The organism is Jejubacter calystegiae, from assembly GCF_005671395.1.
Lineage (GTDB): Bacteria > Pseudomonadota > Gammaproteobacteria > Enterobacterales > Enterobacteriaceae > Jejubacter > Jejubacter calystegiae.
In genome coordinates, this window is the sequence record NZ_CP040428.1 from 2,203,453 (window position 1) to 2,230,070 (window position 26,618).

A 26,618-nucleotide genomic window follows, 5' to 3' on the forward strand; every position below is an offset into this window, starting at 1 on the left:
AATAGCTATGGACAATTATATTACTCTTTGTAAACCAACGCTTTCAAAAGCGCTGTTATCGATTGGACTGGATAAAAAATATTTTAAAGCCAGCGGCAATTATCTTTATTACCGTAATTCTCAAGGAGAGGAAGTTGAAGTCCTTGATTTACTCGGTGGCTACGGCGCTACGCTGATCGGTCATTTTCATCCGCAGATTGGCTCCCGCTATAAAGACTATATTGAGCAGAAGGTGCCATTTCACAATCAATTTTCAATACGTGAGGGGGCTGGTGAGTTATCTACTCTTCTGAATAGCCGCCTGTGTCATGAGACCAACTATCGGGATGGCTTCCAGTTTTGTTACACCAGCACAGGTGCGGAAACGATGGAGATCGCACTTAAACATGCGGAATATGCCCGCAGTCTCGAGCTCAATGCTATGCAGCAACAGCTCAAAGCAGATTATGACTCTCTGAATCCTCAATACTCCTACCATCTATTACCACAGCAGGAAAGGCTACTCGGTGTTTCCCGGCTGGCATCATCTCATGTCATTAAGCAGGCACTGGTTCGCTACAACACAGAACAATTTAATAAACATCCGATTTTTATCGCCCTGGAAAACGCGTTCCACGGCAAGATGATGTTGACTGCCAACTGTACACATCATCCGATGTATCGGGCTTTTCTCCGGTGTTTGAATATTGAAACACGTTTTCTGTCGGCTCATGTGGTTAACGAGATCGTTCACAACATCGAGCATCACGGGCTGTGGGGTGAGGCGCTACAACCAGAGGTGATCGACGGAGTGATTCACCTGAAACCGTTAATCATACGCCGGGTTGTCGCGATTCTTGCCGAACCGGTGCAGGGGGAAGGTGGTGTATGGCCGTTAAACGCCACAGTGGCAGAAGATTTAAATAAATTGCGCGACTCGCTGCACTGTCCCCTTATTGCTGACGAAGTGCAGTCCGGTTCCGGCCGCTGCGGTATGTTGGTGGCTGCGTCTAATATTGGTTTGAATGCTGACTATTATGCACTGTCAAAAGCGCTGGGAGCGGGCTACGTCAAGATTGGTGTTGTTGCTATTAAAAAAAGTCACATTGCTTCAGGATTTGATCTCATTCAGAGCTCGACGTTTGGTGAAGACGATCTCTCCTGCAAAGTTGCCCGTGATTATCTGGAATTGCTTTTTAATGGCGATGATCCGTTAATTAAAAGAGTAGGTAAAATCAGTGAACAGCTTGGGAAAATCCTTGACCAGCTAAAGAATCGCTTTCCTGACGTAATCAAAGATGTTCGCTATCAGGGGCTATTGCTGGGTATAGAGTTTAACGATGTTGCAGAGTCATCCTCTTATTTAATGCAGAATATTGCCGCCCAACGGTCACTGGGCTATATCATTGCCGGTCATTTGCTGAATGCTTATAATATTCGCGTTGCGCCTTCGGGAAGTTCAGAAAATGTACTGCGCTTTGAACCTTCAGTGTATCTTGAACAGCGCCATATTTCGCTGTTACAGCGGGGTCTGGAAAGAATTTGTCTTGGGATCCGCTATGCGGATGTCGGTTTTCTTCTTCGACCGATCATTAATAAGGGTACCAGCTCAGCCATTCAGCCTAAAGATTATCGACTCACCGCTAGCGGAATCGATAAATCTGCTACACCAGCCGATTTTAGCGTCACCTTTGTTAACCACCTTATTTCCGCAGCAGGGTTACGGGATGTGGAACCCTCTTTTGAGGGATTCAGTGATAAAGAGCTCGAGGTTTTCCTGCTGAATACCAGCTTTAATTTATCAACGGTGCCTTTTCCCGCTAGCAGGATACGCAATAAGTATGGGAAAACTGTCGATTTTATTATTCATCCTATTCCAGTGACATCACAGATGATCGCCCATGCTCTGGAAAAAAATAATCTTACCCAACTAAGAGCGGAGATAAATCAACGAATTGATTTCGCCATGCAAAATGGCAGTCGAGTCGCAGGGCTGGGAATGTTTACCTCAATCATCACCAATAATGGAAAATCAGTAAAAAATAACAGTATCACGGTGACAACCGGCAATGCGTTAACTGTGGGCATGAGTATCGCAGCAGTGAAGAAGGCTTTCGGTCAGCGTGATTTAGCCTGTGCCAGTCTTAGCGTGATTGGCGCGGCGGGAAATATTGGTAGCGTTTATGCCGAAATATTAGGTGCGGAGTGTCGAACGCTTCGGCTGCTAGGCAGCAGTAAACAAGATTCTCTGCTGCGCCTCAAAGCGGTGATGTATAACATCTATGCTCACTACTACGATGATTTTAGCACTGGAAAAACATATCCGGTGGGCAGTTTGGCTGCGCGTCTGGCGGACGTCTTTAATACAATGCAGCCGGATATACACCAACAATGCCACACCCCATCAGTTGGACGTTGTATCAGCGATTATCTGGCGGAACATTATCCGGCAGAAATGTTTATCTCCATCTCACAGCAAATTGACGATGTTACTGATAGTGACATCATTATCTGCGCAACTAATGCAACCAATTCTATTTTGCCACTCGGTCAACTAAGGCAAAAGGCGGTGGTCTGCGATATTGCTGTTCCCCACAACGTGCTGCAGGACGATCTTATCGACAGGCCCGATATTCTGTTATTGCGTGGTGGTGTGGTAAAAACTCCGTATGACGATGGTTTGGATCCTCGGATCAGAGCTTATCTTGAGGGAAATCAGCTATATGCGTGTATGACCGAAACGATATTACTGGCGCTGGAAGAATGCACCGAACATTATTCTTACGGTAATATTACTCCGGAGCAGGTAGAGAATGTAATGCAACTTGCCGATAAACATGGATTTGTTCTGGAAGATGTGAAGAGGGAATCAAGTCTGTGAAAACAAAACAAGTGGAGAAAAAATATTCCTTAGTCACTGGTGGCAGTAAGGGGATCGGCAAAGCTATTGTCAATTATCTACTCGACAACCAATACCATGTCGCGTTCAGCTATCGTCATAGAAAAGATATGCAACAACTCATGGACGATGTTGGAGATAAGAAAAAATATCTTCTGCCTATTTTTGCCGATATGTCGATTCATGAAGAATGCGAAAATTTTGTCCTGGAGGCATACCTGCAATTTGGCCGTGTCGATCTGTTGGTTAACAATGTTGGTATCACCCGCGATTGCCTGCTCGCTTCAGCCAGTAATAAAGATATTTATAGAGTTCTTGATACTAATTTGCTCAGCTATATCCTCTGTTGCCGTGAAGTATTAAAGATTATGTTGCCTCAGCGATATGGAAATATTATTAACATCTCTTCGATATCCGCCATGCGCCCTAACAAAGGGCAGTCGGTTTATGCGGCGACAAAAGGTGCTATCGAATCTCTAACCAAAGCGTTGTCCGTTGAGATGGCACCAAAAAATATCCGTGTTAATGCTATCGCGCCTGGTATCATCAGAACTGAGATGGTTGAGAGTTTACTTGAATCCCATAAAAATATTGTTGAAGAACGCGTCCTGCTGAAAAGACTTGGTAGTGTTGAGAATATCATTGTCGGCATTGATTACTTGCTAAATAATGATTATGTCACCGGTGAGGTGATAAATATTAACGGCGGGTTATCTCTCACTTAACAGGAGGTAAAATGAAAAATTATGTGGTTTCTGGTGCTGCTAATGGAATCGGTAAGGCCATTGTATTGTCTCTGGTTCGCGAGGGACACCAGGTATTTGCCCTGGATATTGATGAGCAAAATCTAAACTTATTAAAATTGGAGGCGCCAAAGCAAATACATACTTATACTATTGATGTCACAGATTTCCGTGCTATTGAGAGAGCACTGTTACCGGTTGTTAAGGAGCAGACGCTGTTCGGTGTAATTTTATCTCACGGTATCGATAACGAACATACTATCAGTGAAAATAGTATTTGGGATAGGATTATCGCTACGAATCTTACCTCAACCCAGCGTCTGTTGTCGTTACTATGCCCAGCTATTAGTAACGGGGGAAGAGTAGTAATGATTTCTTCTATACTTGGTAAAGTTGGGCGAAAAAATAATAGTGCCTATTGTGCTTCCAAACATGCTCTGCTAGGAATAACCAAAGCACTGGCTCTGGAACTGGCCCCGCAGCGGATAACTGTTAATGCCGTATTACCTTCCTGGGTGGATACCAAAATGCTACGTGAGGGATTGGCACAGCAGGCACGCATGATGGGTAATACCGTTCCGCTGCTCCTAAAGCGCATAGGAAAAAGAATTCCTCTGGGGCGGCTTATTAGTGCCGAGGATGTCGCAGGTAGCGTTAACTTTTTGCTGTCCCCTGCAGCCGTTATGATCACGGCGCAGAGTCTGGTCATTGATGGGGGTGACGGGTGCGGGGTCTAATTTTCCTGTTTTTGTTTTATGGTGCAAATACGTACGCCAATTTTTTTATTGAGCCACGAATACAACTTAACGGTGCCAATCAATTATCGTCACTTTCTGGCACCGAGCGTAGTATTTATGTTGGCACCTATATGGACTGGGAAAATGATTATTTTTATATGCGCTTCAATGGTGAATATCGTTACGACGGGATTTTTAATAGTCACTACTCCTCTGCTAGTCGTGATAAATATCGTTCGGTTTTTTGGTTAGATGAATTCTATCTGGAAAGAAAATTCGATCTTTTTAATCTGTACCTCGGCTATCAGAAAGTGATTTGGGGGCAGGCCGACGAGCTGCGTGTGGTTGATGTTATCAACCCGCTGGATTATCGTCAGTTCATACTGATGGATCTGAATGATTATATGTATCCTTTGCCGATGTTACGGATAGTGAGCGATGCAGTGCCGGACTGGACGTTCGAGGCGATATGGATAATGAAATTTAAAGCCAATCAGTATCCACCACCCGGTAGTGAATTTAATCTGGCGATACCGAAGGATTTACCACATAGAAAAAATACTAAAGGAGAGTTTGCCTTTAGCGCTACAACTAACGTGGAAGGCTTTGATCTGGGCTGGTATGCATTTCGTGGCTATAGCGACGATCCTCTGTACCATATTGAAGACCATGCTGCATACATACAGTACTCCCAGGAAAGCATGCTGGGCGCTAGCGTCAGTACTGCATTACAGAACTGGGTAATACGTGCCGAAAGTGCTTGGTTTCCAGATAAGTATTATAATGACATTCACGGAAATCAGGAGCGACATGACACTGTTAAATACTTACTGGGTCTCGACTATCTGTATAAAGACTGGATGGTTACCGCACAGATAACCGATCATCACATTGTGGGCTGGCATCCGAAACTGGTCACATTATCGTCGGATCCTTACTACACCATGTCTATGGAAGGAAAAATGTTTTCCGATAATTTATCGTTGCGATTAAGTAATACTTGGTCTGCCAGTATCGGAGGAGGAAATCTTTTTCAAAGCAAAATAAAATATCAATATAATACAAATCTCTCTTTTAATATACATCTGGATATAATGGGGGGTGCATCTGGAAATATTATTGGTTCACAGTCAGATTCATCCCGCATTATGTATTCTGTTATTTATAAATTTTCAGGATGATTTTATGAAATATAAAATTTGCACTCTACTCTGCGTATTTTCCGTATCTGCACTGGCTACACCGCAGGCTGATCAGATATTAACTAAAGTACGTGATCGTTATGATGGAGATGATTATGTCTCTCAGGTTACACTCAGAAATCATAATAATGGAAAAATTCAGGATAAAAATATGTATATGCTGCAAAAAGATCTACCTGACAGGGAGATGGCCAGCATGTTTTTTTATTCACCTTCTGATGTGCGTAACGTGAGCTTCTTGATCGCCAACTACAATGAATCCATTGCTAGCGACGATGAACAATGGATGTACCTACCGGCTTTTCGTAAAGTGCGCCGAATCTCCGGGCAGGATAAGCGAGGAGCCTTTATGGGGAGCACCTACAGCTATTCCGATCTGGATAAACTACGGGTTAAAGACTATCACTCCACTCTGGAAGGTGAGGAGAAAGTGAATGGGCGGGATTCGTGGAAAATTGAGCGTATTCCAGTTTCTCAGGATGTTATAAATAAAAATGGTTATAATCGTACCTTGCTATGGATAGATAAAGAGCGCAATATTGTGTTAAAACAGGATTACTTTAATAGTAAGAATGTTAAATATAAATCATTGGAGACTACTGAAGTAAGATTGATTCAGAATATCTGGACCATTATGCACAGCAGAATGCGGAATTTTGAAAACAATAAAGAATCGGAAATGATATTTCACTCCATTAAGTACAATGCTGGTGTTGATGTCAATTATTTAACGCAAAGCATTCTGAAAACCAGTATTAAAGATAGTGAATTCAAAAAACTAATTAACCATTAAGAGAAATCATCATGGAAGGTTATATTCGATTTATTGAGAAATACTCTCGATGGGTGCTCTTTATCCTCTTGCTAATAACACTTCTGTTCGCGTGGAAAATCACTGACCTTACGGAAGACAGTAATCCTTATATGCTGTCGGAATCTCATCCGGCTCGAAAGGCGATCGCTGACATTCGTGAAGATTTTACCGGAACCTATGACTCAGTCCTGATTGCTATACATAACAAAGAGACCGTATTTAATCAGGAAACACTAAATGCAGTATTCACCCTGACAGAACAAGCCAGAAAACTCATTCTGGCCAATGATGAAGATGTGACCGAATTTCTAAGCATACTAAAAGATCTACCCGTGGATTCTTCCTGGAATGAGCAGATAGCGCAGATCCGCCAGCGGGGTTTTACACAGAGCGATGCAATGTTGGTAAAGTCCATTTATGACTCCAGAGACCAATTACGTCTTTCTAAGCGGCAGGCCTCATTTCTACGTTTTCTGGTTGAACGTATTAACCCAATAAAAGAGATGGCGGGCATGTCAGCGACGGAAAACGCGTTTTTGGTCGATGGTGATACCCTGAAGGCGGCAGTGACTGTGAATAATCTGGGGGTCAATCCGCGGATGGCGCAGAATGCTCTGATGAACAATGAACTCATGAATATGGGGGTGGTGAATCAAGATGGCACGGTGACAATGATTACCATTGAGCTTGGTATCCTTCCTGATGATTCGGTAGCGCAGATGCGCACATATCAAATCATAACAAACATGGTTGACAACTATAAACGCGAACACCCTGCCTTTGTTGATGACATATTTATTGCTGGTGTACCGGTGTTCTTTGCTGAGCAGACCAAAACCATAAATCACGATATGCAGTTGTTGTTTCCAATCACCATACTGGTGGTCTTTGGGCTGTTAGGTTATTTCCTGCGTAATCGTTATGGTGTACTGATCCCACTCTTAAATGTTGTGGGCTGTGTTATCTGGACGCTGGGCATGATGGCGATTGTTGGTACGCCTCTGGATTTGATTACTAGCGTGCTACCGGTATTCCTTGTGACGATTTGTTCGTCTGACGCAATTCATATTATGGTCGAATATAAGCATCAGGTTGCTCAAGGAAAAAATCTACGTGATGCCAATAAAGCTATGATGCGTTTGATGACACGGCCAGTAATTTTGACCACGCTGGCAACCTGCGTCACCTTTATTTTATCCACGAGTACTAACATCGTTAATCTGCGTAACTTCGGGATTTATATGACATTTGGCATGTTCGTCGCGCTAATCATTTCCTTGCTGATGATTCCGGCTATGCTGCACACATTCAAATACCAACGGGAAGATGAGAGTACCGAGCTACAACAAGAAACATCGACAAATATTCAGCGTTTTCTGTTCTCCACACTACGGATTATTGCCGCGCATCGACTTGTGATTATGATTTGCTTTGGTCTGCTGACTTTTTCCGCTTTGCTTATTGCCCGTAACGTCAAAGTAGATGATATGGGCAGTCGCTATTTTGCCAAAACAAATCAGTTTCGTGAATCTGACGAATTTATCAATTCACATATCGCTGGCACCAGTCCTGGATGGATTGAGATAGATACCCATAAGGAAAACGGTGCTATCGATCTTGATATGGTAAATTTTATTGATCGTATGGAGAGGTTTGTTCATCAGCAGAATAGTGTCACGTATAGTTATTCTATCGCGCGCTATATTCGCCGTATTAACTATACGCTGAATGACTATAATACCCAGTACAACAGGTTACCTTATGCTGAAGAAAAGATCATGGAACCGAATGATGACGGAACTATGCAGGTTATTCGTGTCAGAGGTAACGATATTATTCGCCAGTCAGTATTAATGTATGAAAATAGCGGAGGTACGGATCTGACTAATGTATTAAACGCTGATTTTTCTAAAACAACTTTATTGTACACTATGAACACCACGCTTGCCAGCGAGTATCAACAGTTTCTTGATAAGCTTGTCCCGTGGCTTGATGAAAATATTCCCCAAGGTGCAAGCTATATATTGGCTGGTTCTCCGGTGGTCTGGACATCGGTGTTAAGTGAGATGTGGCAGGGGCAGAAAATAGGGATATTCATATCCTTTATTTCTATCTTCGCCATTATGAGTCTGTGGTTTAGATCGGTGCGGTATGGTTTTTTTGGCACATTACCACTGATTTTGACGGTTATTTTTTACTTCGCTTTCATGAGCATTTTGAATATAGAATTAAATATAGGTACGGCAATTATTTCCTTCCTGGTATTGGGGGTGGTAGATTACTCTGTGCATTATATTATGCGCATGAAAACCCACTACGAAGAGGGAGCTGATGCCGAGCAAGCGCTCCACTATGCTATCAGTAGTGCTGGTAATGCGATCGTAATTAATATCATAGTATTTTTTGTAGGTTTCATCCCGTTGTTGTTTTCTGCATTTCGGCCAATATTTGATGTGGGTTTGTTGGTAGGTATGGCATTATTTATTAGTGGAGTATTGACCATATTTACACTTAGTCTTTTTTCACCCATTGTATTTCCGAAAAGAAAATCTGAAGTACAAAAAAACATGAGGTTTGAACAATGAAATATTGTATTATTTATGCCCATCCCAATCCATTAAGTTTCAGTCATGCAATTAAACAACGTGTCGTTGAGATTATCGAGAGCCGAGATTCCATATGTGAAATTATTGATCTGTACGAAGATAATTTCAATCCAGTATTGAATGTAGACGATTTTATTGCATTACAGAATGGCGAAGTATTACCGGAAGTTAAAAAATATCAGCAACAGGTAGCAAATGCCGATCATTTGATTTTTATTTATCCGATCTGGTGGTATGGCCAACCGGCTATATTGAAAGGCTGGATAGATCGCGTTTTCTCTTGGGGTTTTGCCTATCGCGATGATGAAAATGGATTTACGCCGCTACTAACAGATAAAAGGGCTACATTGCTGCTACCTTTGGGATCAACTAAGGCGATTCTGGAGCAATACGACATGTTGCGATTTATTGACAATATGATTGTCGGTACTCTTAATTTGGTCGGGATAAGCAGCGTAAATTACCAACCTTTCTATGGTTTACCGGCGTTAACTGACGAACAGCGGCGTGAATTACTGGAACAGATCGTGATTTAAATTTAAATATCTATTCGGGCGATACTGTGAGATAAGTCGCCCGAATATTTATTTATTACAGTAGGTTAATTATGAGTATTAAAACTATCGCAGCATTGGTAAGGAAAATCAGTTACACATCAATTAATGAATTCATTCATTACCGATAATGCTGTATCGATCCGTATTTCTCAGATGCCGGGGCAGAGACATTTACCAGTTAACCCGATAATTGAACTACTGGATAAAAAACATACTGTCGAAGTGGGTGGAATTAATTCCATTAGTATCGATGAATTCAAATCTCCGAGGGTAGGTGTTTACTATTCCTCACATCATGATAAAACAAAATCGTATATTGTTACTGGTTACTTAGTTAATCCTGGAGATCGACTTGGGGTGATCAGAGTAATGAATGTTAATACGGTAATATATGACAGTGGAAAGATGATTGCTTCTGATATTTTAATTAAAAATAGTCAGCCGGTAGAATATGTTCAAACACTATATGTAGTTAAGTATAGTTAGATGTTTGTTAATTTCTTAAGGCGTTTGAATAACTACAATACATGCTGATGTAAGTATATGGCAGAGAGTTACGTTATGTTTAGCCATCTGGACATCTATTTTTCTCACTGAGAAATCCGTCTGTTACGATACAGGGCACTATTCAGGCATCCCTACTATTATTCGATTAAATCCAGTATACTGTTCTGATAAAACTACTTGTAGAGGGCTGTATACAATGACTTTGGCAAAAAAAAAAAGTGGAAAAGCGGAAATTCTAACTACGGCAAAGATAATCCTTTCTGAGAAAGGAGCGCGGAATTTCAGTATGCGTGAGGTCGCTAGAGCGTGCGGAAAATCGCTCAGTAATGTTCAGTATTATTATCCCTCATTAGAGGAACTACTATCAGCATTATTTGAAGATGTTATTGATGATTCTATTCAGAAACTAAATGAAGTTATTGTTAATGATGGTGAAGAATTAAAGTGGTTAGTTGATCTTATTATTAGTAATTTTAATGATGTGACACTATGTAAGTTAATCTGGGAAGCTTGGGTTAATAGCGCTAATTGTACTAATTCAAGTTATGCACTGCATGATTTTTACATCAAATATATTGAGCAGGTTAAGCTGATTATTTTACGCAAAATACCGGATATGCGGGATGATCTAGCGAAGCAGAAAGCGGTGATGTGTGTAGCGTTATTTGAGGGGTTGTCGGTGTTATACACTGTAGGTAAAAATACATTTATTGATTTTGATGTTAATGATGCATTGTATACTGCCGCATATGGGATCATTAATGTAGAATAATCAGATGTTTTTTCGGAATGTCTGATGATTGATAAAAAGTCAGTGACTAGACTGGCTCCACAGCTCGCCAGACACTTCGCCTCTCTTAAAATAAGAGGTAGTCTTGGAGTCGGTGGTGGATTTTTGTTGTTGAACGTAGAAAAAATTAGGGTAGGATTAATATGGTAGAAATGTTTCGTGCCTTATATCATAATGTACGTTGGTGGTTAAAAAAATGTTTACTTTTGAGCGACACATTACTAACCTGGATTTTATTCGGCAGCAAAGCACAGGCTATGCAAATAGTCATTCCGGAATTAAAGTGTGTCTGGTTGCTTTTGATGAATTTTCTTATAGAGATACACTCTTTACTCAGTTGTCGCTCCCTTTTCCGGATGTGTTGAAATCGGCTGGGGCAAAGCGTCGTGCAGAATATCTTGCTGGGCGTTATGCCGCTAGACAGTTATTACAAGAGGTTGGATACAATGGCGTTGTGGCTACTGGTACAGATCGCGCTCCTGTTTGGCCCAGAGGTTGGCGGGGAAGTATTTCTCATACAGACACATCGGCCATTGCTATTCTGACACCAAATCATTTTGGTATAAGTCCGGGCGTTGATATTGAAATGTTTCGCCCTGACATAATGCAGGAAATTGCTACGAGTTTTACTACAGCCGATGAACGCGATGTATTATTGGCTGCAAACTGTCTCCCATTTGATACGGCACTGCTCATTGCTTTTTCTGCTAAAGAGAGTCTGTTCAAAGCACTCTATCCATTAGTACAGCAGACATTTGGTTTTGAGGTGGCGAAACTATACGAAATTGACCCAAATACTCACACTTTTACGCTGGAACTGACGAGAAAATTAGTGCCGATTTTTCGTGCTGGATATCGTGTTTCTGGTTATTATTCGATTGGGCCAGTTGGGGTTACTACTATGGTTTACGTGTCAATATAAATATTGCTTATTCTGAAGTAGAAACACCTGGCTGGGGAGAGAATTTATCGCCAGGCTTCTTGAACACTACCGGATGGTGATTAGCGTTTTGCTCTCGGGTAATTAGGTGTGAAAGATCATAAACCAGAATTTGATAGGCATGGATTCTTTGGAATTTATTGTCGATGGATGCGGTTGTAGAGCAGCCAGCAGAAATAAGTTTCCGTTTTTCCCCGTTAACGTCAGATAGATCAGGTTTGCCATGATATTCGTCCTGTGATTATCCAGAGATTTCGAACCTGGCACGGATTTAATCGGGGATGCTATTATAACTTGATGAAAAATAAGCATGTCTTGTCTAAAATAAAGGTATTTAGTAAAGGAAATAGTGCTTTTAGGGTTACGTGGTTTAAATTTTCGGAAATGTAGTAAAGCAGAATAATTGATTATCTTTGGTGTAAAGAGTGAGTGGAAACGGCTTGCGACAGGATTGCATGTCGTCTGAAAAATCCCTCGTTATCTTGCGCCCAGCCATGTGCCCCTTTATTGTCCCAGCATCAAAAAAGGAGAGATTATGCTGGGTTTACAACAGGTTCACCACATCGCCATCATTGCCACCAACTACGCTCAGAGCAAATCCTTTTACTGCGATATTCTTGGCTTTACCCTCACGTCCGAAGTCTACCGCGAAACCCGTGACTCCTGGAAAGGGGATCTGGCACTGAATGGGCAGTATGTTATCGAACTTTTCTCTTTTCCCTTCCCACCGCCGCGCCCGAGTCGCCCGGAGGCCTGTGGTTTACGCCATCTGGCCTTTAGCGTGGCGGACATTGACCAGGCCGTTGCCCATCTGGAATCGCATCATGTGCCTTGTGAAGCGATACGCGTCGATCCCCTGACGGGCAAGCGTTTTACCTTCTTTACTGACCCGGACGGGTTACCGCTTGAGCTCTACGAGGCGTAGCTCTGCGTCCCCAAAGGGAGGGTAGGGGCCGTGTTATGATGGACGCTTTCCCTTCCTGTTTAGGGGGGGTTATGCAACAGCCAGTGGTACGCGTAGGCGAATGGCTTGTTTCACCCGCAACCAACCAAATCAGCCGCTCTGGTCGCCAGATTACTCTGGCACCTCGCTTAATCGACCTGCTGGTATTCTTCGCCCGTCACAGGAGCTGGCACGCAGTATGCACTAACTGGTGGAACACCATAATCTGCCTGATCTGATGTTCCGTGCCTTCGAAGTCCTGCTGGAGATGGTGGTGACGCCGTATCACGCCTTCCATAAAGAGCTACAGGGTGAAGTGGAAGAGATTAACGTCAATGAGATGGTCGGGCGGGTTAGCGCCAATATGATCCTTCCATATCAGCCGGGCGTTCCGCTGGTTATGCCGGGCGAAATGATCACCGAAGCCAGCTTGCCGGTGCTGGAGTTCCTGCAAATGTTGTGTGAAATCGGGGCCCATTTCCCCGGGTTTGAAACCGACATTCATGGTGCGTATCACCAGCCGGATGGACGCTATACCGTTAATGTACTGAAAAACATATAATCATAGTAACGGGGAGGGCGCCTGTGCTCCCCCTTGCCTTTTTCTTCCCGCCTGACTTTCACCGGGACGCGGCGTTATCACTTGATCATCGTGGACTGAGTGGTTAACGTGCCGCTATACCTCCTTAAATCCTCCGGACAATGGATAACAACGGCGATATTTCACTCTCCCCCTCTCTGAATCACTGGTCGCGCTGGCTGGTGGCCTTTAGCGGTGGTCTTGACTCCACGGTGCTATTGCATCTGTTAGTGCAGCTACGCGAGCAAACAGGCGCCCGGTTACGGGCGATTCACGTCCACCACGGGCTTAGCCGTTACGCTGACGACTGGGCGGTACACTGCCAGCAAATTTGCGAACGCTGGAAGGTGCCGATGGAAGTGATTCGGGTTGAGCTACAGGAAAACGGGCAGGGCGTTGAGGCTCAGGCTCGTGAAGCGCGCTATGCCGCCCTGGCCGGGGCTCTACAGCCGCAAGAGGCGCTGATTACCGCACAGCATCTGGACGATCAGTGCGAAACGCTGCTGCTGGCCCTGAAACGCGGTAGCGGCCCGGCGGGGCTTGCCGCCATGCCTGAAACGCTGGCGTTCGCCGGTGGGACACTCGTACGTCCAATGTTGAAAAACCCGCGCTCGGCGCTGGAGAGCTATGCCGGAAAGCACGGGCTGGCGTGGATCGAAGATGAAAGTAATCAGGATGATCGCTTCGATCGTAACTATCTGCGCCTGCGGGTACTGCCCCAACTGACACAGCGCTGGCCTCATTTTGCCCGTACTGCGGCGCGTAGTGCGGCGCTGTGCGGCGAGCAGGAGAGCCTGATCGACGAACTGCTGGCGGATGAACTGGCGTCGCTGATTGGTCCCCAGGGCGAGCTACGCCTGACGCCGCTTGCTGCCATGAGTGATATCCGACGTGCCGCGCTGCTGCGGCGCTGGCTGACGCGAGGCGGCGGTCAGGCGCCGTCGCGTTCTATGCTGGCGCGTTTGTGGGATGAAGTGGCCTGCGCCAGGGCAGATGCCGCACCGCGTCTGCGTCTGGGCGGTGAAGAGGTACGTCGCTACCATGGCGCGCTGTGGCGGGTAAAATGTCGGGCGTCGCTGGATGATGTCGTGCTGAGCTGGGACGATCCCGCCCAGCCGCTGGAGCTACCGGAGGCGTTGGGCACTCTGAGTTGGGGTGAACCGGGTAGCGCGGTACGTCCACCGGCTGACGATGAGCAGGTTAGCGTCCGTTTCCGGGCCAGGGGGACGGTACATATTCTGGGGCGCGCCCACGGGCGGCCGATAAAAAAACTGTGGCAGGAGCTTGGTATCGCGCCCTGGCGGCGCTTCACCACGCCACTGCTTTATTACAATGAGTGCCTGATTGCCGCGCCAGGGATTTTCGTGACCCGGGAAGGCGCCCCGCAGGGGGCGTCATGCTGGCATATTTTATGGCAAAAGGAGCAAGAGTCATGATCAAACGAACGGGGCTGGCGGTGGCGCTGCTGCTGTGCGGCCTGCCCGCGCTGGCGAAGGGTGATGCCAAAGCCGGTGAAGAGAAAGCGGTGATGTGTGTCGCCTGTCATGGGGCTAAAGGGAAGATATCGGTACCGCTTTATCCTAACCTGGCGGGACAGAATGAGGCCTACCTGGCCCACGCGCTGCATGCTTATAAAAAAGGGGAGCGCAGCGGCGGCCAGGCGGAGGTGATGAAGGCTTACGTCAACGGTCTTTCTGATGAGGATATTGATAATCTGGCGGCGTACTATGCCAGCATGGAGCCCTGAGAGTGAAAGGGCAGCCAGGCGGCTGCCCTTAGAGAGTATTATTCGCGAATGTAGTTATCGCCTTTAAGTTCCGGATGACTGAACATATTAATTTCGTCCAGGCGCAGTTCGCGCTTGTCGCCACCATTTTCGACAATCAGATACTCGATGCCTTTGCGAATCACCAGGTCGTGGGCATTAGCCTGGAGTTTCTCTCCATTTTTTAACTCCAGCGTCAGAAGCCAGTGGTGCTGGCAGGCGAGCTCGAGATTCTCATAATCATCGCAGTTAATGGGTTGATAGGTATCATTCACTGACATAATCGCTCACCAGTAAGTTAGCGGCAGCATAAGCCGCCTTATCCCTGACTGAATCCGAAAGCGTCTCGTCGGAAGCCGTGTCATTCAGAAACTTTAATACGCAGCCCAGCGCATCCGGGATGTAGCCCAGTTCGCCGCTGGCGATCTCACTGTAGCGTCGGCGTATTAATTCACAATACCTTTCCATATGCCCTCCTTTCCGAGTCTGAAACCAGACTTTTACCAGGATACCTGCTAAGACTACGAAGATAAACACGCTTTCGCAAGGTGGCGCAATTTACGGCAGCAGGGGCACGAACGGGAAAAATTGGGAGTAACGGCAGAATGTCGAGGCGCTTTTCGCTACAATAATTGCCAGCAAATTTGGGGGCGCTATGGCTTTAAAAGCAACGATTTACAAAGCGGCAGTCAATGTCGCCGATCTCGACCGTAACCGGTTCATGGATACCAGCCTGACGCTTGCCTGCCACCCGTCAGAGACGCAACAGCGCATGATGCTGCGCCTGATGGCATGGATCATGTATGCCGATGAGCGGCTGACCTTTACCCGTGGACTCTGTGCTGACGATGAGCCAGAGCTGTGGTTGCGTAACGATTGCGGCGATATCGATGTATGGATCGAACTGGGCCTGCCGGATGAAAAGCGCCTGAAGAAGGCCTGTAGTCAGGGGGCGCAGGTGGTGCTGTTCGCCTACAATAGCCGTGCCGCCCAGGTGTGGTGGCAGCAGAATCAGACCCGGCTGGCCGGGTATCGCAATCTGACCATCTGGTATCTGGATGATGAACAGCTTGCGGCTCTGAGTAGCCTGGCGGCGCGCAATATGACGCTGCAGGCGACGCTCACGGAGGGAACTATCTGGCTTTCTGACGCTCAAAACCATCTGGAGCTGAAGCCAGTGTCGTGGCAGCAGCAATGATTGAGATATCCCGACGCGTTATCATTCCCGATGATGAGATTACGCTGAGCGCGATTCGCGCCCAGGGGGCGGGTGGTCAACATGTGAATAAAGCATCAACGGCAGTGCATCTGCGTTTTGATATTGGTGCTTCCAGCCTGCCAGAAGAGTATAAAGCGCGGATGATGGCGGCCAGCCATCATCTGATTACCTCAGAGGGTATCGTGGTGATTAAAGCGCAGGAGTATCGCAGTCAGGAGATGAACCGGGAGGCCGCTATCGCACGGCTGGTGGCGTTGATTCAGGAATTGAACGCGCCCCGTAAAACTCGCAGACCCACCCGGCCGACGCGTGCTTCAAAGCAGCGGCGGCTGGCGGCAAAGTCGCAGAAGTCGACGACTAAATCGTTGCGAGGCCGGGTTCGTCGTATGCCGGAGTAATGAAACGCTAAAGTGAATAACAGGATTGGCCGGTGAAAAAGATCATTTTTTCTGCAGTTGCAGTTGGTACGTTGTTGTCGCTATTTGGCTGTAACAACCCTTCCGATAGCGTTCGGATGGCGCCAGAAACCCAGGCCGCCGAACTGAAACCCATGCAGCAGAGCTTCCGTGGTGTGCTGCCCTGTGCCGACTGTGAGGGCATTGAAACCTCGCTGTTCCTGGAAAAGGATGGCACCTGGGTGATGAATGAGCGAGGCATAGGGGCGAAAATGCCTGATGTTTCTGCCTCCTGGGGTTCCTGGGCGCGTACTGCCGATAAACTGGTGCTGACCGATGCCCGGGGCAATAAGCGTTACTTCCGCCCGGACGGTGAGGGGCTGGAGATGCTGGATCAAGAGGGCAATCCCATTGAATCCGCGCTGAACTATCGTCTGGAGTCGGTGCAGACGCAACTGCCCAAAACGCCGATGGCGATGAAGGGCAAATATATGTATATGGCCGATGCAGCCACCTTTACCGACTGTGCGACCGGACGCACCTTCATCTTCGACAACAATATTCAGATGGAGCGGGCTTACAGTCAGGCGCGTGACCAGAGCATGCAGCCGGTGCTGGTGAAGCTGGAAGCGCACTTTACCCTGACGCCGAATCCGGACAGTGGAGAGATGCAGATGACGGTGGTTCCTGACAGCGACGGTCGTTTTGCGCCGGGCAAGGATTGTAACGACTGACGCGATGGGCAGGTGGCGATGTCAGCCACCTGCATCTGCTGTTTTAGTGCCACCGCCACGCCATTTTACGCGCTTTAAGGTAAACCCCCTGTTTCAGGTGACCAACGTAATCAAGCGGCCGTTCCGGTGTCATTGATGCGACGTCACCATCACGCATATGCATCAGATCGGCCGGACTCACCCAGCCAGCGGCCATGGTGGTGAGTGGGCGATCTGCGGCGGCATAGGCGGCTAATACAAATTCGGAACAGAAATAGCTATCCTGCGTGCGGCCATCGGGCGTACTGAGTTGAGCGCTGGCTAATCCCTGAACGCACTGCTGGCGAAATTCGCGGGAAAAGGGGTTCAGAGAACAGAGCTGTCTGGTGAGCATAAAGGGGACCATTTCGACGATCCCGCCGTAATTATAGCGGCTACCGTTTTTGTCGCGGGCAAAGCGGGCGATAGCCTCCGCCTGTGGCTGGGTCAGATCGGGCAGACGCAAAGCAAAAAGCTTATCGCTGTGTTTCAGCACTTCCTGAAGCGGCGCGATCTGTACGCCATCACCGACGGCCTCCGCGACCATGCCGTCGCCAATATAGATGGCGACATGGCTGACCGAAGAGGTACTGAACAGTCGAATCCCCAAAGAAGTCAGACCCAGACTGGAAGAGAACAGAACATCGCCAGCGCGCAGCTGTTCAGGTGTGATATCGCGCAAGCTGCTGCCAGGTGCAGAACTCTGGCGCTGTATTTTTATGGCCAGGCGCTGTTTTTCAGGTGAAGGGGAGATATCCAGGGTACAACCAGCAAGCAGCGATATGCATAACAGGGCGGGGATCTTTGGCGCCATCAGACACTCCATTGTCATTGCGAAGATAAAAAAACGCCCCGCGTCCTGCGGGGCGTCAGTGACTTATCCGGTGATTTTTTCCATCAGGAATTCGAGGATATCGTCGGTTTTAATCAACTCTTTCTCGCCAGCGCGACGGTACTTATATTCCACGTCATCGTTGTCCAGATTGCGATCGCCGATGACGACGGCATGCGGAATACCGATAAGTTCCATATCGGCGAACATCACGCCCGGACGCTCTTTACGGTCGTCCAGCAGCACGTCTACGCCACGCGCGCGTAGTTCGCTGTACAGGCGTTCGGCCAGATCCTTCACGCGGAATGACTTGTGCATATTCATCGGCAGAATGGCGACCTGGAACGGGGCGAGCGCTTCTGGCCAGACGATACCGCGCTCGTCATGGTTCTGTTCGATGGAAGCGGCTACCACGCGGGTTACGCCGATACCATAGCAGCCCATGGTCAGCACCTGGTTACGGCCGTCCTCACCCTGAACGTTCGCTTTCATTGCTTCGGAGTACTTGGTACCAAGCTGGAAGATATGGCCTACTTCAATACCGCGACGGATCTGCAGGGTACCTTTGCCGTCCGGGCTGGGGTCGCCTTCCACAACGTTGCGAATGTCAGCGACGTCCGGCAATGCGACGTCACGCTCCCAGTTGATGCCAAGATAGTGCTTACCGTCGATATTGGCGCCAGCAGCGAAGTCGCTCATGGCGGCCACGCTACGGTCAACCACTACCGGCAGCGGCATTTTAACCGGGCCCAGTGAACCGGGGCCTGCGTTAATGGCTTCGCGGATCTCTTCTTCCGTTGCGAAGGTCAGGGGCACGGCGACCTGCGGCAGCTTTTCTGCCTTCACTTCGTTCAGGGTGTGATCGCCACGCACCAGCAGGGCGATCAGCGGATAGGCTGAACCTTCTTCCGCTTTCACCAGCAGCGTCTTCACGGTTTTCTCGACGGGCAGATTGAACTGTTCGACCAGATCGGCAATGGTCCTGGTGTTCGGGGTATCGACCAGCTCCATTTCCTGAGTCGGTGCTGCGCGTTCTGCGGCCGGGGCAACGGCTTCGGCCAGTTCAATGTTAGCGGCGAACTCGGAATCGGTAGAAAAGACGATATCATCTTCGCCGCTCTGGGCCAGCACCTGGAACTCATGGGATGCGCTACCGCCAATCGAGCCGGTATCTGCCTGTACAGCGCGGAAATCCAGTCCCATGCGGGTAAAGATTTTGCTGTAGGCCGTGTACATCGCGTCATAGGTCTCCTGCAGGGAGGCCTGAGTCGTGTGGAAGGAGTAGGCATCCTTCATAATGAACTCACGCGAACGCATCACGCCAAAGCGCGGACGCACTTCGTCACGGAATTTAGTCTGGATCTGGAAGAAGTTGAGCGGCAGCTGCTTATAGGAGCTCAGCTCGTTACGGATCAGATCGGTAATCACTTCTTCATGCGTCGGGCCGAGCACGAACGGGCGATCGCCACGATCGACAAAACGCAGCAGCTCCGGACCATACTGCTCCCAACGGCCGCTTTCCTGCCACAGATCGGCTGGCTGGACCACTGGCATGGACACCTCAATGGCACCGGCGTTATTCATCTCTTCACGCACGATGTTTTCGACTTTTTTCAGGACGCGCAGGCCGGTCGGCAGCCAGGTATACAACCCGGAGGCCAGCTTGCGGATCATCCCGGCGCGCAGCATCAGCTGATGGCTGATGACTTCGGCGTCGGCGGGTGTCTCCTTCAGAGTGGAGAGCAGATATTGGCTAGTACGCATGTTTGTAAAGGTTCCATTTGAACGATCTAACGCAGGCCTGAAAAGGGCCCGTTGGAAAAAAGTGGCTTAGTGTACCAGTGTGGCAGAGTTGCCAAAAGAGAGAGAGTGGAAATTCGAATATTTACCGGCCCTATCTCCCTTTGCGCGGCATTTTCACTGCTATTCGGCGCTTTCTGGCCTGGGCTCCAGGGCAAAGACTTCGGCCCCCTGTTCGGTCACCCGCCAGCGGACGTTAAAGTCCAGTAGCCAGACGGCATACTCACGGCCTGTATCCTCGCTTTTGCGATAGGCCGGGCGAGGATCCTGGGCCAGAACTTCACTAATGAAACGGGCAAGCTGCGGATAGCGCCGAGCTGCTTGATCCGCCTGACGCTGTGCGTCTGGGGTGAAGCTGACGGGCATATCGGCTGGCGGCGCGTCGGCGGCATAGCCTGCCTGAGCCTGGGGAAGCGCCTCGGCAAAGGGCAGATAGGGTTTGATATCCACCACCGGCGTACCGTCGACCAGATCCAGACTGCCCAGCTTCAGTATCAGGCGATCGCGCTGGCTCTCAATGCCTTTTAGCTCAACCAGCGACATCCCGATGGGATTCGGGCGAAAGGTGGAGCGGGTGGCGAACACGCCCATACGCGTATTTCCACCCAGTCGCGGCGGCCGTACCGTCGGGCGCCAGCCGCCGTTCATGGTCTGGTGAAAAACGAACAGAATCCACAGGTGGCTAAACCCTTCCAGACCACGTACGGCCTCTGGCTGATGCCAGGGGGGAAGCAGATGAAGTTCGCCGCCGCCGCTTTTTACCAGGCCTGGCTGGCGAGGGACGGCAAACTTCTCTTTATAGGGGGAGCGGATAACGCCAATTTGTTCAAAACTGAACGATGTCATTTGGCATTAACTTTCAGCGCCGAACCGACGCAAACCGCCTGACGGTAACAACCCGGCGCACCGCTGGTGATTTCGCACTTGTGCAGCAGGACCGCGTTGGCCTTCATTTTAGAGGCGTTAATCTGCATGCGCTTACGGGCAGTGGGAATATTTGGCGGTGAGTCCTGATTGCTCATCTGGCAAGAGTCACCGCTGACTTCACCCAGATCCCTGAAGGGTTTACCGACCAGGTCTTCGGCATTGGTGTAAATCTTAACCGGTGCCGCCCGCGGGGTTCTCGGACGCGTAGGCTCCGTTTTCGGCGCTGTTGCTGTGCTTTGGGTGGGTTCGACAGGAGATCTGCTTAGTATGGAGCAGCCACTTAGCATGAGTGCTAATAAACAGATCGGTAAAGCACGCATAATTTTTCCTCAATAGATGAATCGAAACAGACTTTATTGAATCAAGCTCTTGTTAAAATAACAAGACGGGCCTGAGCCCGTCTTTTCATTTTTACCAAAAAAGTGGCAACCGAATATTACCAACCCTTCACGGCACCGCCATTGAAGATTTTATTTGCGGCTTCAGAAACTTCGTCAGATTGGAATGCCTCAACGAATTTCTTCACATTTTCAGCGTCTTTATTGTCTTCACGCGCCACGATCAGGTTCACGTACGGCGAGTCTTTATCTTCCACGAAGATGCCGTCTTTCGCCGGGGTCAGGCCAATCTGGCTGGCGTAGGTGGTGTTGATAATCGCCAGCGCGATACGGGCATCATCCAGCGAACGCGGCAGCTGCGGGGCTTCCAGCTCAAGTAGTTTCAGGTTTTTCGGATTTTCGGTCACGTCCAGCACGGTCGGCATCAGGCCAACGCCGTCTTTCAGTTTGATCAGACCCACTTTCTGCAGCAGCAGCAGGGAACGGCCAAGGTTGGTCGGATCGTTAGGCAGAGCGACCTGAGCGCCAGGCTGTAATTCATCCAGCGATTTAATTTTTTTGGAATAACCGGCGATGGGGTAAACAAAGGTTTTGCCGGCCGGAACCAGCTTATAGCCGCGATCTTTAATCTGCTGATCCAGATAGGGTTTATGCTGGAATGCGTTAACGTCGATATCGCCCTTGCTCAACGCTTCATTAGGCAGGACGTAGTCGTTGAAAGTCACCAGTTCAACGTCCAGACCATATTTCTCTTTCGCGACCTTCTGAGCGACTTCAGACACTTTCTGCTCAGCACCGACGATCACACCGACCTTAATATGGTTCGGATCTTTCTCTTCCTGGCCGCAACCTGCCAGAGCCAGGGCGCCGACCAGGGCGCCAATTGCTGCAACGGTCTTAAATTTGAGAGACATATCTCTTCCTTCCGTAAATGTGATTGTGCGTTATTTGCGTGTTACAGCGCGGACGATGCGATCGCCACCGAACTGGATCAAATAGACCAGAACGACCAGCAGAACCAGTACCGTATTCATGACGGTGGCATCATAACCAATATAGCCGTACTGGTAGCCAATCTGTCCCAGACCGCCGGCGCCCACGGCGCCGCCCATGGCGGAGTAGCCAACCAGGGTGATCAGTGTGATGGTGGCCGCGTTCACCAGGCCCGGCAGCGCTTCCGGCAGCAGAACCTTGCGAATAATTTGCATTGGTGTGGCGCCCATGGCGCGTGAAGCTTCAATCAGGCCCGACGGAATTTCCAGTAGCGCATTTTCCACCATACGGGCGATAAAGGGCGCGGCACCGACGGTGAGCGGCACGATCGCCGCCTGCAGGCCAATAGAGGTTCCGACAATCACGCGGGTAAAGGGAATCATCCACACCAGCAGAATAATAAAGGGGATGGAGCGGAAAATGTTCACCAGCGCCGAGACGACGCGGTACAGATTCGCGTTTTCCATAATCTGGCCCGGGCGGGTGACATAAAGCAGTACGCCGACCGGAAGACCAATCACAAAACCGAAGAAACCGGAGACAAAGGTCATCATCAGGGTTTCCCATACCCCGCGACCCAGAAGCCACATCATTGCTTCAGACATAACCCAGTACCTCCACCTTCACATGATGCTGCGTGAGCCAGTCAATGGCTGCCTCGGTATCTTTCTGTTCGCCGTGCATTTCAGTCAGCATAATGCCGAATTTCACGCCGCCGGCGTAATCCATCTGAGCGCTAATAATGTTGTTGTTAACATTAAAGCGGCGCGCCGTTTCGGAAAGCAGCGGAGCGTTAACCGACTGCCCGGTAAACTCCAGACGCAGCAGGGGAACGGTGTCTGCGCTCGCTTTGTCGCTCAGGCGCAGGGCATAGTCCTCGGGAATATCCAGATGCAGCGTGGACTGGATAAACTGCTGCGCCAGCGGGGTTTTGGGGTGAGAAAACACTTCGCCCACGGTATCCTGTTCGATTAACTCGCCATCGCTGATCACCGCCACACAGTCACAGATGCGTTTAACGACATCCATTTCATGGGTGATCAGCAGAATGGTCAGGCCCAGACGACGGTTGATGTCTTTCAACAGTTCCAGAATCGAGCGCGTGGTGGCTGGATCCAGGGCGCTGGTGGCTTCGTCACAAAGCAGAATTTTCGGGTTGCTCGCCAGCGCACGGGCAATAGCTACGCGCTGTTTCTGACCGCCTGACAGGTTGGCCGGGTAAGCATCTTGTTTTTCGCCCAGCCCAACCAGTTCAAGCAGCTCCGTTACGCGGCGTTTGATTTCATCGCGCGGAGTATTGTCCAGTTCCAGCGGCAGCGCCACGTTGCCGAACACGGTACGTGAAGAGAGCAGGTTAAAGTGCTGGAAGATCATGCCTATCTGACGGCGGGCCCGGGTCAGTTGGGTGGCGTTCATTGCCGTCAGGTCCTGGCCGTCGACCAGAACGGTTCCCTGGGTGGGGCGCTCCAGCAGGTTAACGCAGCGGATGAGCGTACTTTTACCTGCACCGGAAGAGCCTATCACCCCATAAATTTGTCCGGCAGGCACATGCAGGCTGACGTCTTTCAGCGCCTGGATGGTGCGATTCCCCTGCTGGAACACTTTGGTGATATTGGAAAGTTTAATCATCAGGTTAATTATTATCTTATATAAGTAAGCCGTGGCATTTTCTGCTGCCGTGTACGGGGATAACCGTATTGGAGATGGATGTTAAGGCATCCAGACGTCTAAATCAATCAATGTCTGATTCGCCATTAGCGTTCGGCAGGGATATGATGTGCGCCAGTTATTATCAGCGATCACAGGAGCATTCGGTGACCAAAAACGTCCCCGCCATTTTTCTCGATCGTGACGGCACTATCAATGTCGATCACGGTTATGTACATGAGATAGATCAGTTTCAATTTATCGAGGGCGTCATCGACGCGATGCGCGATCTGAAAGCTATGGGGTATGCGTTGGTGCTGGTCACTAACCAGTCGGGGATTGCGCGCGGTATTTTCAGCGAGGAGCAGTTTGAGCAGCTAACGGAGTGGATGGACTGGTCGCTGGCAGATCGCGGCGTCGATCTCGATGGCATCTATTACTGTCCGCATCATCCGGAAGGAAAAGTGGAGGCATTTCGCCTGCAGTGCGACTGCCGCAAACCGCAACCGGGGATGCTGATTTCAGCGCGTGACTTCCTGCATATCGATATGGCCTCTTCTTATATGGTCGGGGATAAGCTGGAAGATATGCAGGCAGCCGCCGCCGCAGGCGTGGGTAATAAGGTGCTGGTTCGTACCGGGAAGCCAGTAACATCGGATGCCGAAGCGGCTGCGGATTGGGTAATTGATTCTCTGGCTGCGCTGCCTGAATTGATCAAAAGAGGCTAAAATCACCTTTGTGCGCGAAAACTGAACGGTTGAAAACTTTTTCTGTTTTAGCGCTTGCTATCCCGCGGCGGGGCCCTATAATGCGCCTCCATCGACACGGCGCAGCGGCAACGCAGCGTGGTGATTCGAAGAGAGAAAATCCTGAGAATCAGGGTTGACTCTGGAAGAGGAAAGCGTAATATACGCCACCTCGCGACAGTGAGCTTAACGCCGCGTCGCAACTGCTCTTTAACAATTTATCAGACAATCTGTGTGGGCACTCGAAAGCACTGATATCCTGAACGTCGAAAGACGCTAAATGAATATCAAGTCTCAAGAGTGAACACGTAATTCATTACGAAGTTTAATTCTTTGAGCATCAAACTTTAATTGAAGAGTTTGATCATGGCTCAGATTGAACGCTGGCGGCAGGCCTAACACATGCAAGTCGAGCGGCAGCGGAAGGAAGCTTGCTTCCTTGCCGGCGAGCGGCGGACGGGTGAGTAATGTCTGGGGATCTGCCTGATGGAGGGGGATAACCACTGGAAACGGTGGCTAATACCGCATAATCTCGAAAGAGCAAAGTGGGGGACCTTCGGGCCTCACGCCATCAGATGAACCCAGATGGGATTAGCTAGCAGGTAGGGTAATGGCCTACCTGGGCGACGATCCCTAGCTGGTCTGAGAGGATGACCAGCCACACTGGAACTGAGACACGGTCCAGACTCCTACGGGAGGCAGCAGTGGGGAATATTGCACAATGGGCGCAAGCCTGATGCAGCCATGCCGCGTGTATGAAGAAGGCCTTCGGGTTGTAAAGTACTTTCAGTCAGGAGGAAGGGTGTGAGCTTAATACGCTCATACATTGACGTTACTGACAGAAGAAGCACCGGCTAACTCCGTGCCAGCAGCCGCGGTAATACGGAGGGTGCAAGCGTTAATCGGAATTACTGGGCGTAAAGCGCACGCAGGCGGTTGGTTAAGTCAGATGTGAAATCCCCGGGCTCAACCCGGGAACTGCATTTGAAACTGGCCAGCTGGAGTCTCGTAGAGGGAGGTAGAATTCCAGGTGTAGCGGTGAAATGCGTAGAGATCTGGAGGAATACCGGTGGCGAAGGCGGCCTCCTGGACGAAGACTGACGCTCAGGTGCGAAAGCGTGGGGAGCAAACAGGATTAGATACCCTGGTAGTCCACGCCGTAAACGATGTCGACTTGGAGGCTGTGAGCTTGACTCGTGGCTTCCGGAGCTAACGCGTTAAGTCGACCGCCTGGGGAGTACGGCCGCAAGGTTAAAACTCAAATGAATTGACGGGGGCCCGCACAAGCGGTGGAGCATGTGGTTTAATTCGATGCAACGCGAAGAACCTTACCTGGTCTTGACATCCACAGAAGGTCTCAGAGATGAGACTGTGCCTTCGGGAACTGTGAGACAGGTGCTGCATGGCTGTCGTCAGCTCGTGTTGTGAAATGTTGGGTTAAGTCCCGCAACGAGCGCAACCCTTATCCTTTGTTGCCAGCGATTCGGTCGGGAACTCAAAGGAGACTGCCGGTGATAAACCGGAGGAAGGTGGGGATGACGTCAAGTCATCATGGCCCTTACGACCAGGGCTACACACGTGCTACAATGGCGCATACAAAGAGAAGCGACCTCGCGAGAGCAAGCGGACCTCATAAAGTGCGTCGTAGTCCGGATTGGAGTCTGCAACTCGACTCCATGAAGTCGGAATCGCTAGTAATCGTGAATCAGAATGTCACGGTGAATACGTTCCCGGGCCTTGTACACACCGCCCGTCACACCATGGGAGTGGGTTGCAAAAGAAGTAGGTAGCTTAACCTTCGGGAGGGCGCTTACCACTTTGTGATTCATGACTGGGGTGAAGTCGTAACAAGGTAACCGTAGGGGAACCTGCGGTTGGATCACCTCCTTACCTTTGGATACAGGTTT

The 26,618-nt window shown here is 49.1% G+C and carries 25 protein-coding genes, 1 rRNA gene and 2 pseudogenes; 19 read left to right on the forward strand and 9 right to left on the reverse strand.

Annotation, left to right across the window (positions count from 1 at the left end; genetic code table 11):
• Positions 1-7 precede the first annotated feature (7 nt).
• The 14 genes and pseudogenes from FEM41_RS10110 to FEM41_RS10175 all read left to right on the forward strand — a co-directional run bounded on the left by FEM41_RS10110 (position 8) and on the right by FEM41_RS10175 (position 15,044).
• Positions 8-2,860, forward strand: a complete 2,853-nt coding sequence (locus FEM41_RS10110; protein ID WP_138095860.1) for an aminotransferase class III-fold pyridoxal phosphate-dependent enzyme — start codon at positions 8-10, stop codon at positions 2,858-2,860.
• Positions 2,857-3,603, forward strand: a complete 747-nt coding sequence (locus FEM41_RS10115) for an SDR family NAD(P)-dependent oxidoreductase (RefSeq protein ID WP_168198778.1) — start codon at positions 2,857-2,859, stop codon at positions 3,601-3,603. The genes FEM41_RS10110 and FEM41_RS10115 overlap by 4 nt, the downstream gene beginning before the upstream one ends.
• A gap of 11 nt (positions 3,604-3,614) precedes the next feature.
• On the forward strand, positions 3,615-4,358 hold the full coding sequence (locus tag FEM41_RS10120) for an SDR family NAD(P)-dependent oxidoreductase (protein WP_138095862.1): 744 nt from the start codon (positions 3,615-3,617) through the stop codon (positions 4,356-4,358).
• The gene (locus FEM41_RS10125) at positions 4,346-5,539 is read left to right on the forward strand and encodes a DUF1302 family protein (protein WP_138095863.1); all 1,194 of its coding nucleotides are present in this window, start codon (positions 4,346-4,348) and stop codon (positions 5,537-5,539) included. Before FEM41_RS10120 ends, FEM41_RS10125 begins: the two co-directional genes overlap by 13 nt.
• 4 nt (positions 5,540-5,543) lie before the next feature.
• On the forward strand, positions 5,544-6,353 hold the full coding sequence (locus FEM41_RS10130; protein WP_138095864.1) for an outer membrane lipoprotein-sorting protein: 810 nt from the start codon (positions 5,544-5,546) through the stop codon (positions 6,351-6,353).
• Between the two features lie 11 nt (positions 6,354-6,364).
• Positions 6,365-8,959: an efflux RND transporter permease subunit gene (locus FEM41_RS10135; RefSeq protein ID WP_138095865.1), complete on the forward strand. Its 2,595-nt coding sequence runs from the start codon at positions 6,365-6,367 to the stop codon at positions 8,957-8,959.
• The gene (locus FEM41_RS10140) at positions 8,956-9,516 is read left to right on the forward strand and encodes an NAD(P)H-dependent oxidoreductase (RefSeq protein WP_138095866.1); all 561 of its coding nucleotides are present in this window, start codon (positions 8,956-8,958) and stop codon (positions 9,514-9,516) included. Before FEM41_RS10135 ends, FEM41_RS10140 begins: the two co-directional genes overlap by 4 nt.
• 724 nt (positions 9,517-10,240) lie before the next feature.
• A complete protein-coding gene (locus tag FEM41_RS10145) occupies positions 10,241-10,816 on the forward strand; it encodes a TetR/AcrR family transcriptional regulator (RefSeq protein WP_138095867.1) in 576 nt (191 codons plus the stop codon).
• A gap of 214 nt (positions 10,817-11,030) precedes the next feature.
• The gene (locus FEM41_RS10150) at positions 11,031-11,756 is read left to right on the forward strand and encodes a 4'-phosphopantetheinyl transferase family protein (RefSeq protein WP_138095868.1); all 726 of its coding nucleotides are present in this window, start codon (positions 11,031-11,033) and stop codon (positions 11,754-11,756) included.
• A gap of 553 nt (positions 11,757-12,309) precedes the next feature.
• Positions 12,310-12,699 (forward strand): VOC family protein, encoded by a 390-nt coding sequence (locus tag FEM41_RS10155; protein ID WP_138095869.1) that lies wholly within the window; start codon positions 12,310-12,312, stop codon positions 12,697-12,699.
• Between the two features lie 71 nt (positions 12,700-12,770).
• Positions 12,771-12,899 (forward strand): annotated as a pseudogene (locus tag FEM41_RS24870) (hypothetical protein); the annotation flags it as partial.
• A pseudogene (locus FEM41_RS10165) lies at positions 12,899-13,279 on the forward strand (Orn/Lys/Arg family decarboxylase); the annotation flags it as partial. The pseudogenes FEM41_RS24870 and FEM41_RS10165, both read left to right, overlap by 1 nt.
• Before the next feature lie 140 nt (positions 13,280-13,419).
• Entirely contained in the window at positions 13,420-14,733 is a 1,314-nt protein-coding gene (gene tilS / locus FEM41_RS10170; RefSeq protein ID WP_138095870.1) for a tRNA lysidine(34) synthetase TilS, read from the forward strand.
• Positions 14,730-15,044 (forward strand): c-type cytochrome, encoded by a 315-nt coding sequence (locus FEM41_RS10175; protein ID WP_138095871.1) that lies wholly within the window; start codon positions 14,730-14,732, stop codon positions 15,042-15,044. Before tilS ends, FEM41_RS10175 begins: the two co-directional genes overlap by 4 nt.
• Positions 15,045-15,082: 38 nt before the next feature.
• On the opposite strand, the gene rof is transcribed toward FEM41_RS10175, so the two are convergent.
• Positions 15,083-15,343 carry a Rho-binding antiterminator gene (rof, locus tag FEM41_RS10180; RefSeq protein WP_138095872.1) on the reverse strand — a complete coding sequence of 87 codons (261 nt, stop codon included), beginning with the start codon at positions 15,341-15,343 and terminating at the stop codon, positions 15,083-15,085.
• Positions 15,330-15,530, reverse strand: coding sequence for a YaeP family protein (locus FEM41_RS10185; RefSeq protein WP_138095873.1), 201 nt, complete (start codon positions 15,528-15,530; stop codon positions 15,330-15,332). Before FEM41_RS10185 ends, rof begins: the two co-directional genes overlap by 14 nt.
• 187 nt (positions 15,531-15,717) lie before the next feature.
• Here FEM41_RS10185 and FEM41_RS10190 point away from each other — a divergent pair, with 187 nt between their 5' ends.
• From FEM41_RS10190 to nlpE, 3 genes are read left to right on the forward strand one after another with little or no spacing between them, the layout of a single operon-like run.
• Positions 15,718-16,260 carry a YaeQ family protein gene (locus tag FEM41_RS10190; protein WP_138095874.1) on the forward strand — a complete coding sequence of 181 codons (543 nt, stop codon included), beginning with the start codon at positions 15,718-15,720 and terminating at the stop codon, positions 16,258-16,260.
• Complete coding sequence (arfB, locus tag FEM41_RS10195) at positions 16,257-16,679, forward strand: alternative ribosome rescue aminoacyl-tRNA hydrolase ArfB (protein WP_138095875.1); 423 nt, start codon at positions 16,257-16,259, stop codon at positions 16,677-16,679. Before FEM41_RS10190 ends, arfB begins: the two co-directional genes overlap by 4 nt.
• A gap of 32 nt (positions 16,680-16,711) precedes the next feature.
• Positions 16,712-17,410, forward strand: a complete 699-nt coding sequence (nlpE, locus tag FEM41_RS10200) for an envelope stress response activation lipoprotein NlpE (protein WP_138095876.1) — start codon at positions 16,712-16,714, stop codon at positions 17,408-17,410.
• 43 nt (positions 17,411-17,453) lie between these two features.
• Here the strand turns inward: nlpE and FEM41_RS10205 are convergent, their stop codons facing one another.
• From FEM41_RS10205 to metN, 7 genes are all read right to left on the reverse strand, one after another.
• The gene (locus FEM41_RS10205; RefSeq protein WP_421805285.1) at positions 17,454-18,260 is read right to left on the reverse strand and encodes a YaeF family permuted papain-like enzyme; all 807 of its coding nucleotides are present in this window, start codon (positions 18,258-18,260) and stop codon (positions 17,454-17,456) included.
• Positions 18,261-18,305: 45 nt separating this feature from the next.
• Positions 18,306-20,024, reverse strand: coding sequence for a proline--tRNA ligase (gene proS / locus FEM41_RS10210; protein ID WP_138095878.1), 1,719 nt, complete (start codon positions 20,022-20,024; stop codon positions 18,306-18,308).
• 159 nt (positions 20,025-20,183) lie between these two features.
• Entirely contained in the window at positions 20,184-20,906 is a 723-nt protein-coding gene (tsaA, locus tag FEM41_RS10215; protein WP_138095879.1) for a tRNA (N6-threonylcarbamoyladenosine(37)-N6)-methyltransferase TrmO, read from the reverse strand.
• Positions 20,903-21,307: an Rcs stress response system protein RcsF gene (gene rcsF / locus FEM41_RS10220; RefSeq protein WP_138095880.1), complete on the reverse strand. Its 405-nt coding sequence runs from the start codon at positions 21,305-21,307 to the stop codon at positions 20,903-20,905. The genes tsaA and rcsF overlap by 4 nt, the downstream gene beginning before the upstream one ends.
• 116 nt (positions 21,308-21,423) lie before the next feature.
• Positions 21,424-22,239 (reverse strand): MetQ/NlpA family lipoprotein, encoded by an 816-nt coding sequence (locus FEM41_RS10225; protein ID WP_138095881.1) that lies wholly within the window; start codon positions 22,237-22,239, stop codon positions 21,424-21,426.
• Positions 22,240-22,269: 30 nt separating this feature from the next.
• A complete protein-coding gene (locus FEM41_RS10230; protein WP_138095882.1) occupies positions 22,270-22,923 on the reverse strand; it encodes a methionine ABC transporter permease MetI in 654 nt (217 codons plus the stop codon).
• On the reverse strand, positions 22,916-23,947 hold the full coding sequence (metN, locus tag FEM41_RS10235; RefSeq protein ID WP_138095883.1) for a methionine ABC transporter ATP-binding protein MetN: 1,032 nt from the start codon (positions 23,945-23,947) through the stop codon (positions 22,916-22,918). Before metN ends, FEM41_RS10230 begins: the two co-directional genes overlap by 8 nt.
• A 185-nt stretch (positions 23,948-24,132) precedes the next feature.
• Between metN and gmhB the strand changes: the two genes are divergently transcribed.
• Both gmhB and FEM41_RS10245 read left to right on the forward strand, forming a co-directional pair.
• Complete coding sequence (gene gmhB / locus FEM41_RS10240) at positions 24,133-24,693, forward strand: D-glycero-beta-D-manno-heptose 1,7-bisphosphate 7-phosphatase (RefSeq protein ID WP_138095884.1); 561 nt, start codon at positions 24,133-24,135, stop codon at positions 24,691-24,693.
• A gap of 366 nt (positions 24,694-25,059) precedes the next feature.
• Positions 25,060-26,601, forward strand: a 16S ribosomal RNA gene (locus FEM41_RS10245).
• The last annotated feature ends 17 nt before the right edge of the window (positions 26,602-26,618 follow it).

Bases quoted from the DNA above. Each gene is read 5' to 3' on its own strand.
- FEM41_RS10110 (WP_138095860.1), top strand. From the start codon at position 8: ATGGACAATTATATTACTCTTTGTAAACCAACGCTTTCAAAAGCGCTG.
- FEM41_RS10120 (WP_138095862.1), top strand. From the start codon at position 3,615: ATGAAAAATTATGTGGTTTCTGGTGCTGCTAATGGAATCGGTAAGGCC.
- FEM41_RS10130 (WP_138095864.1), top strand. From the start codon at position 5,544: ATGAAATATAAAATTTGCACTCTACTCTGCGTATTTTCCGTATCTGCA.
- FEM41_RS10135 (WP_138095865.1), top strand. From the start codon at position 6,365: ATGGAAGGTTATATTCGATTTATTGAGAAATACTCTCGATGGGTGCTC.
- FEM41_RS10140 (WP_138095866.1), top strand. From the start codon at position 8,956: ATGAAATATTGTATTATTTATGCCCATCCCAATCCATTAAGTTTCAGT.
- FEM41_RS10145 (WP_138095867.1), top strand. From the start codon at position 10,241: ATGACTTTGGCAAAAAAAAAAAGTGGAAAAGCGGAAATTCTAACTACG.
- FEM41_RS10150 (WP_138095868.1), top strand. From the start codon at position 11,031: ATGTTTACTTTTGAGCGACACATTACTAACCTGGATTTTATTCGGCAG.
- FEM41_RS10155 (WP_138095869.1), top strand. From the start codon at position 12,310: ATGCTGGGTTTACAACAGGTTCACCACATCGCCATCATTGCCACCAAC.
- tilS (WP_138095870.1), top strand. From the start codon at position 13,420: ATGGATAACAACGGCGATATTTCACTCTCCCCCTCTCTGAATCACTGG.
- FEM41_RS10175 (WP_138095871.1), top strand. From the start codon at position 14,730: ATGATCAAACGAACGGGGCTGGCGGTGGCGCTGCTGCTGTGCGGCCTG.
- rof (WP_138095872.1), bottom strand. From the start codon at position 15,343: ATGTCAGTGAATGATACCTATCAACCCATTAACTGCGATGATTATGAG.
- FEM41_RS10185 (WP_138095873.1), bottom strand. From the start codon at position 15,530: ATGGAAAGGTATTGTGAATTAATACGCCGACGCTACAGTGAGATCGCC.
- FEM41_RS10190 (WP_138095874.1), top strand. From the start codon at position 15,718: ATGGCTTTAAAAGCAACGATTTACAAAGCGGCAGTCAATGTCGCCGAT.
- arfB (WP_138095875.1), top strand. From the start codon at position 16,257: ATGATTGAGATATCCCGACGCGTTATCATTCCCGATGATGAGATTACG.
- FEM41_RS10205 (WP_421805285.1), bottom strand. From the start codon at position 18,260: ATGACAATGGAGTGTCTGATGGCGCCAAAGATCCCCGCCCTGTTATGC.
- proS (WP_138095878.1), bottom strand. From the start codon at position 20,024: ATGCGTACTAGCCAATATCTGCTCTCCACTCTGAAGGAGACACCCGCC.
- tsaA (WP_138095879.1), bottom strand. From the start codon at position 20,906: ATGACATCGTTCAGTTTTGAACAAATTGGCGTTATCCGCTCCCCCTAT.
- rcsF (WP_138095880.1), bottom strand. From the start codon at position 21,307: ATGCGTGCTTTACCGATCTGTTTATTAGCACTCATGCTAAGTGGCTGC.
- FEM41_RS10225 (WP_138095881.1), bottom strand. From the start codon at position 22,239: ATGTCTCTCAAATTTAAGACCGTTGCAGCAATTGGCGCCCTGGTCGGC.
- FEM41_RS10230 (WP_138095882.1), bottom strand. From the start codon at position 22,923: ATGTCTGAAGCAATGATGTGGCTTCTGGGTCGCGGGGTATGGGAAACC.
- metN (WP_138095883.1), bottom strand. From the start codon at position 23,947: ATGATTAAACTTTCCAATATCACCAAAGTGTTCCAGCAGGGGAATCGC.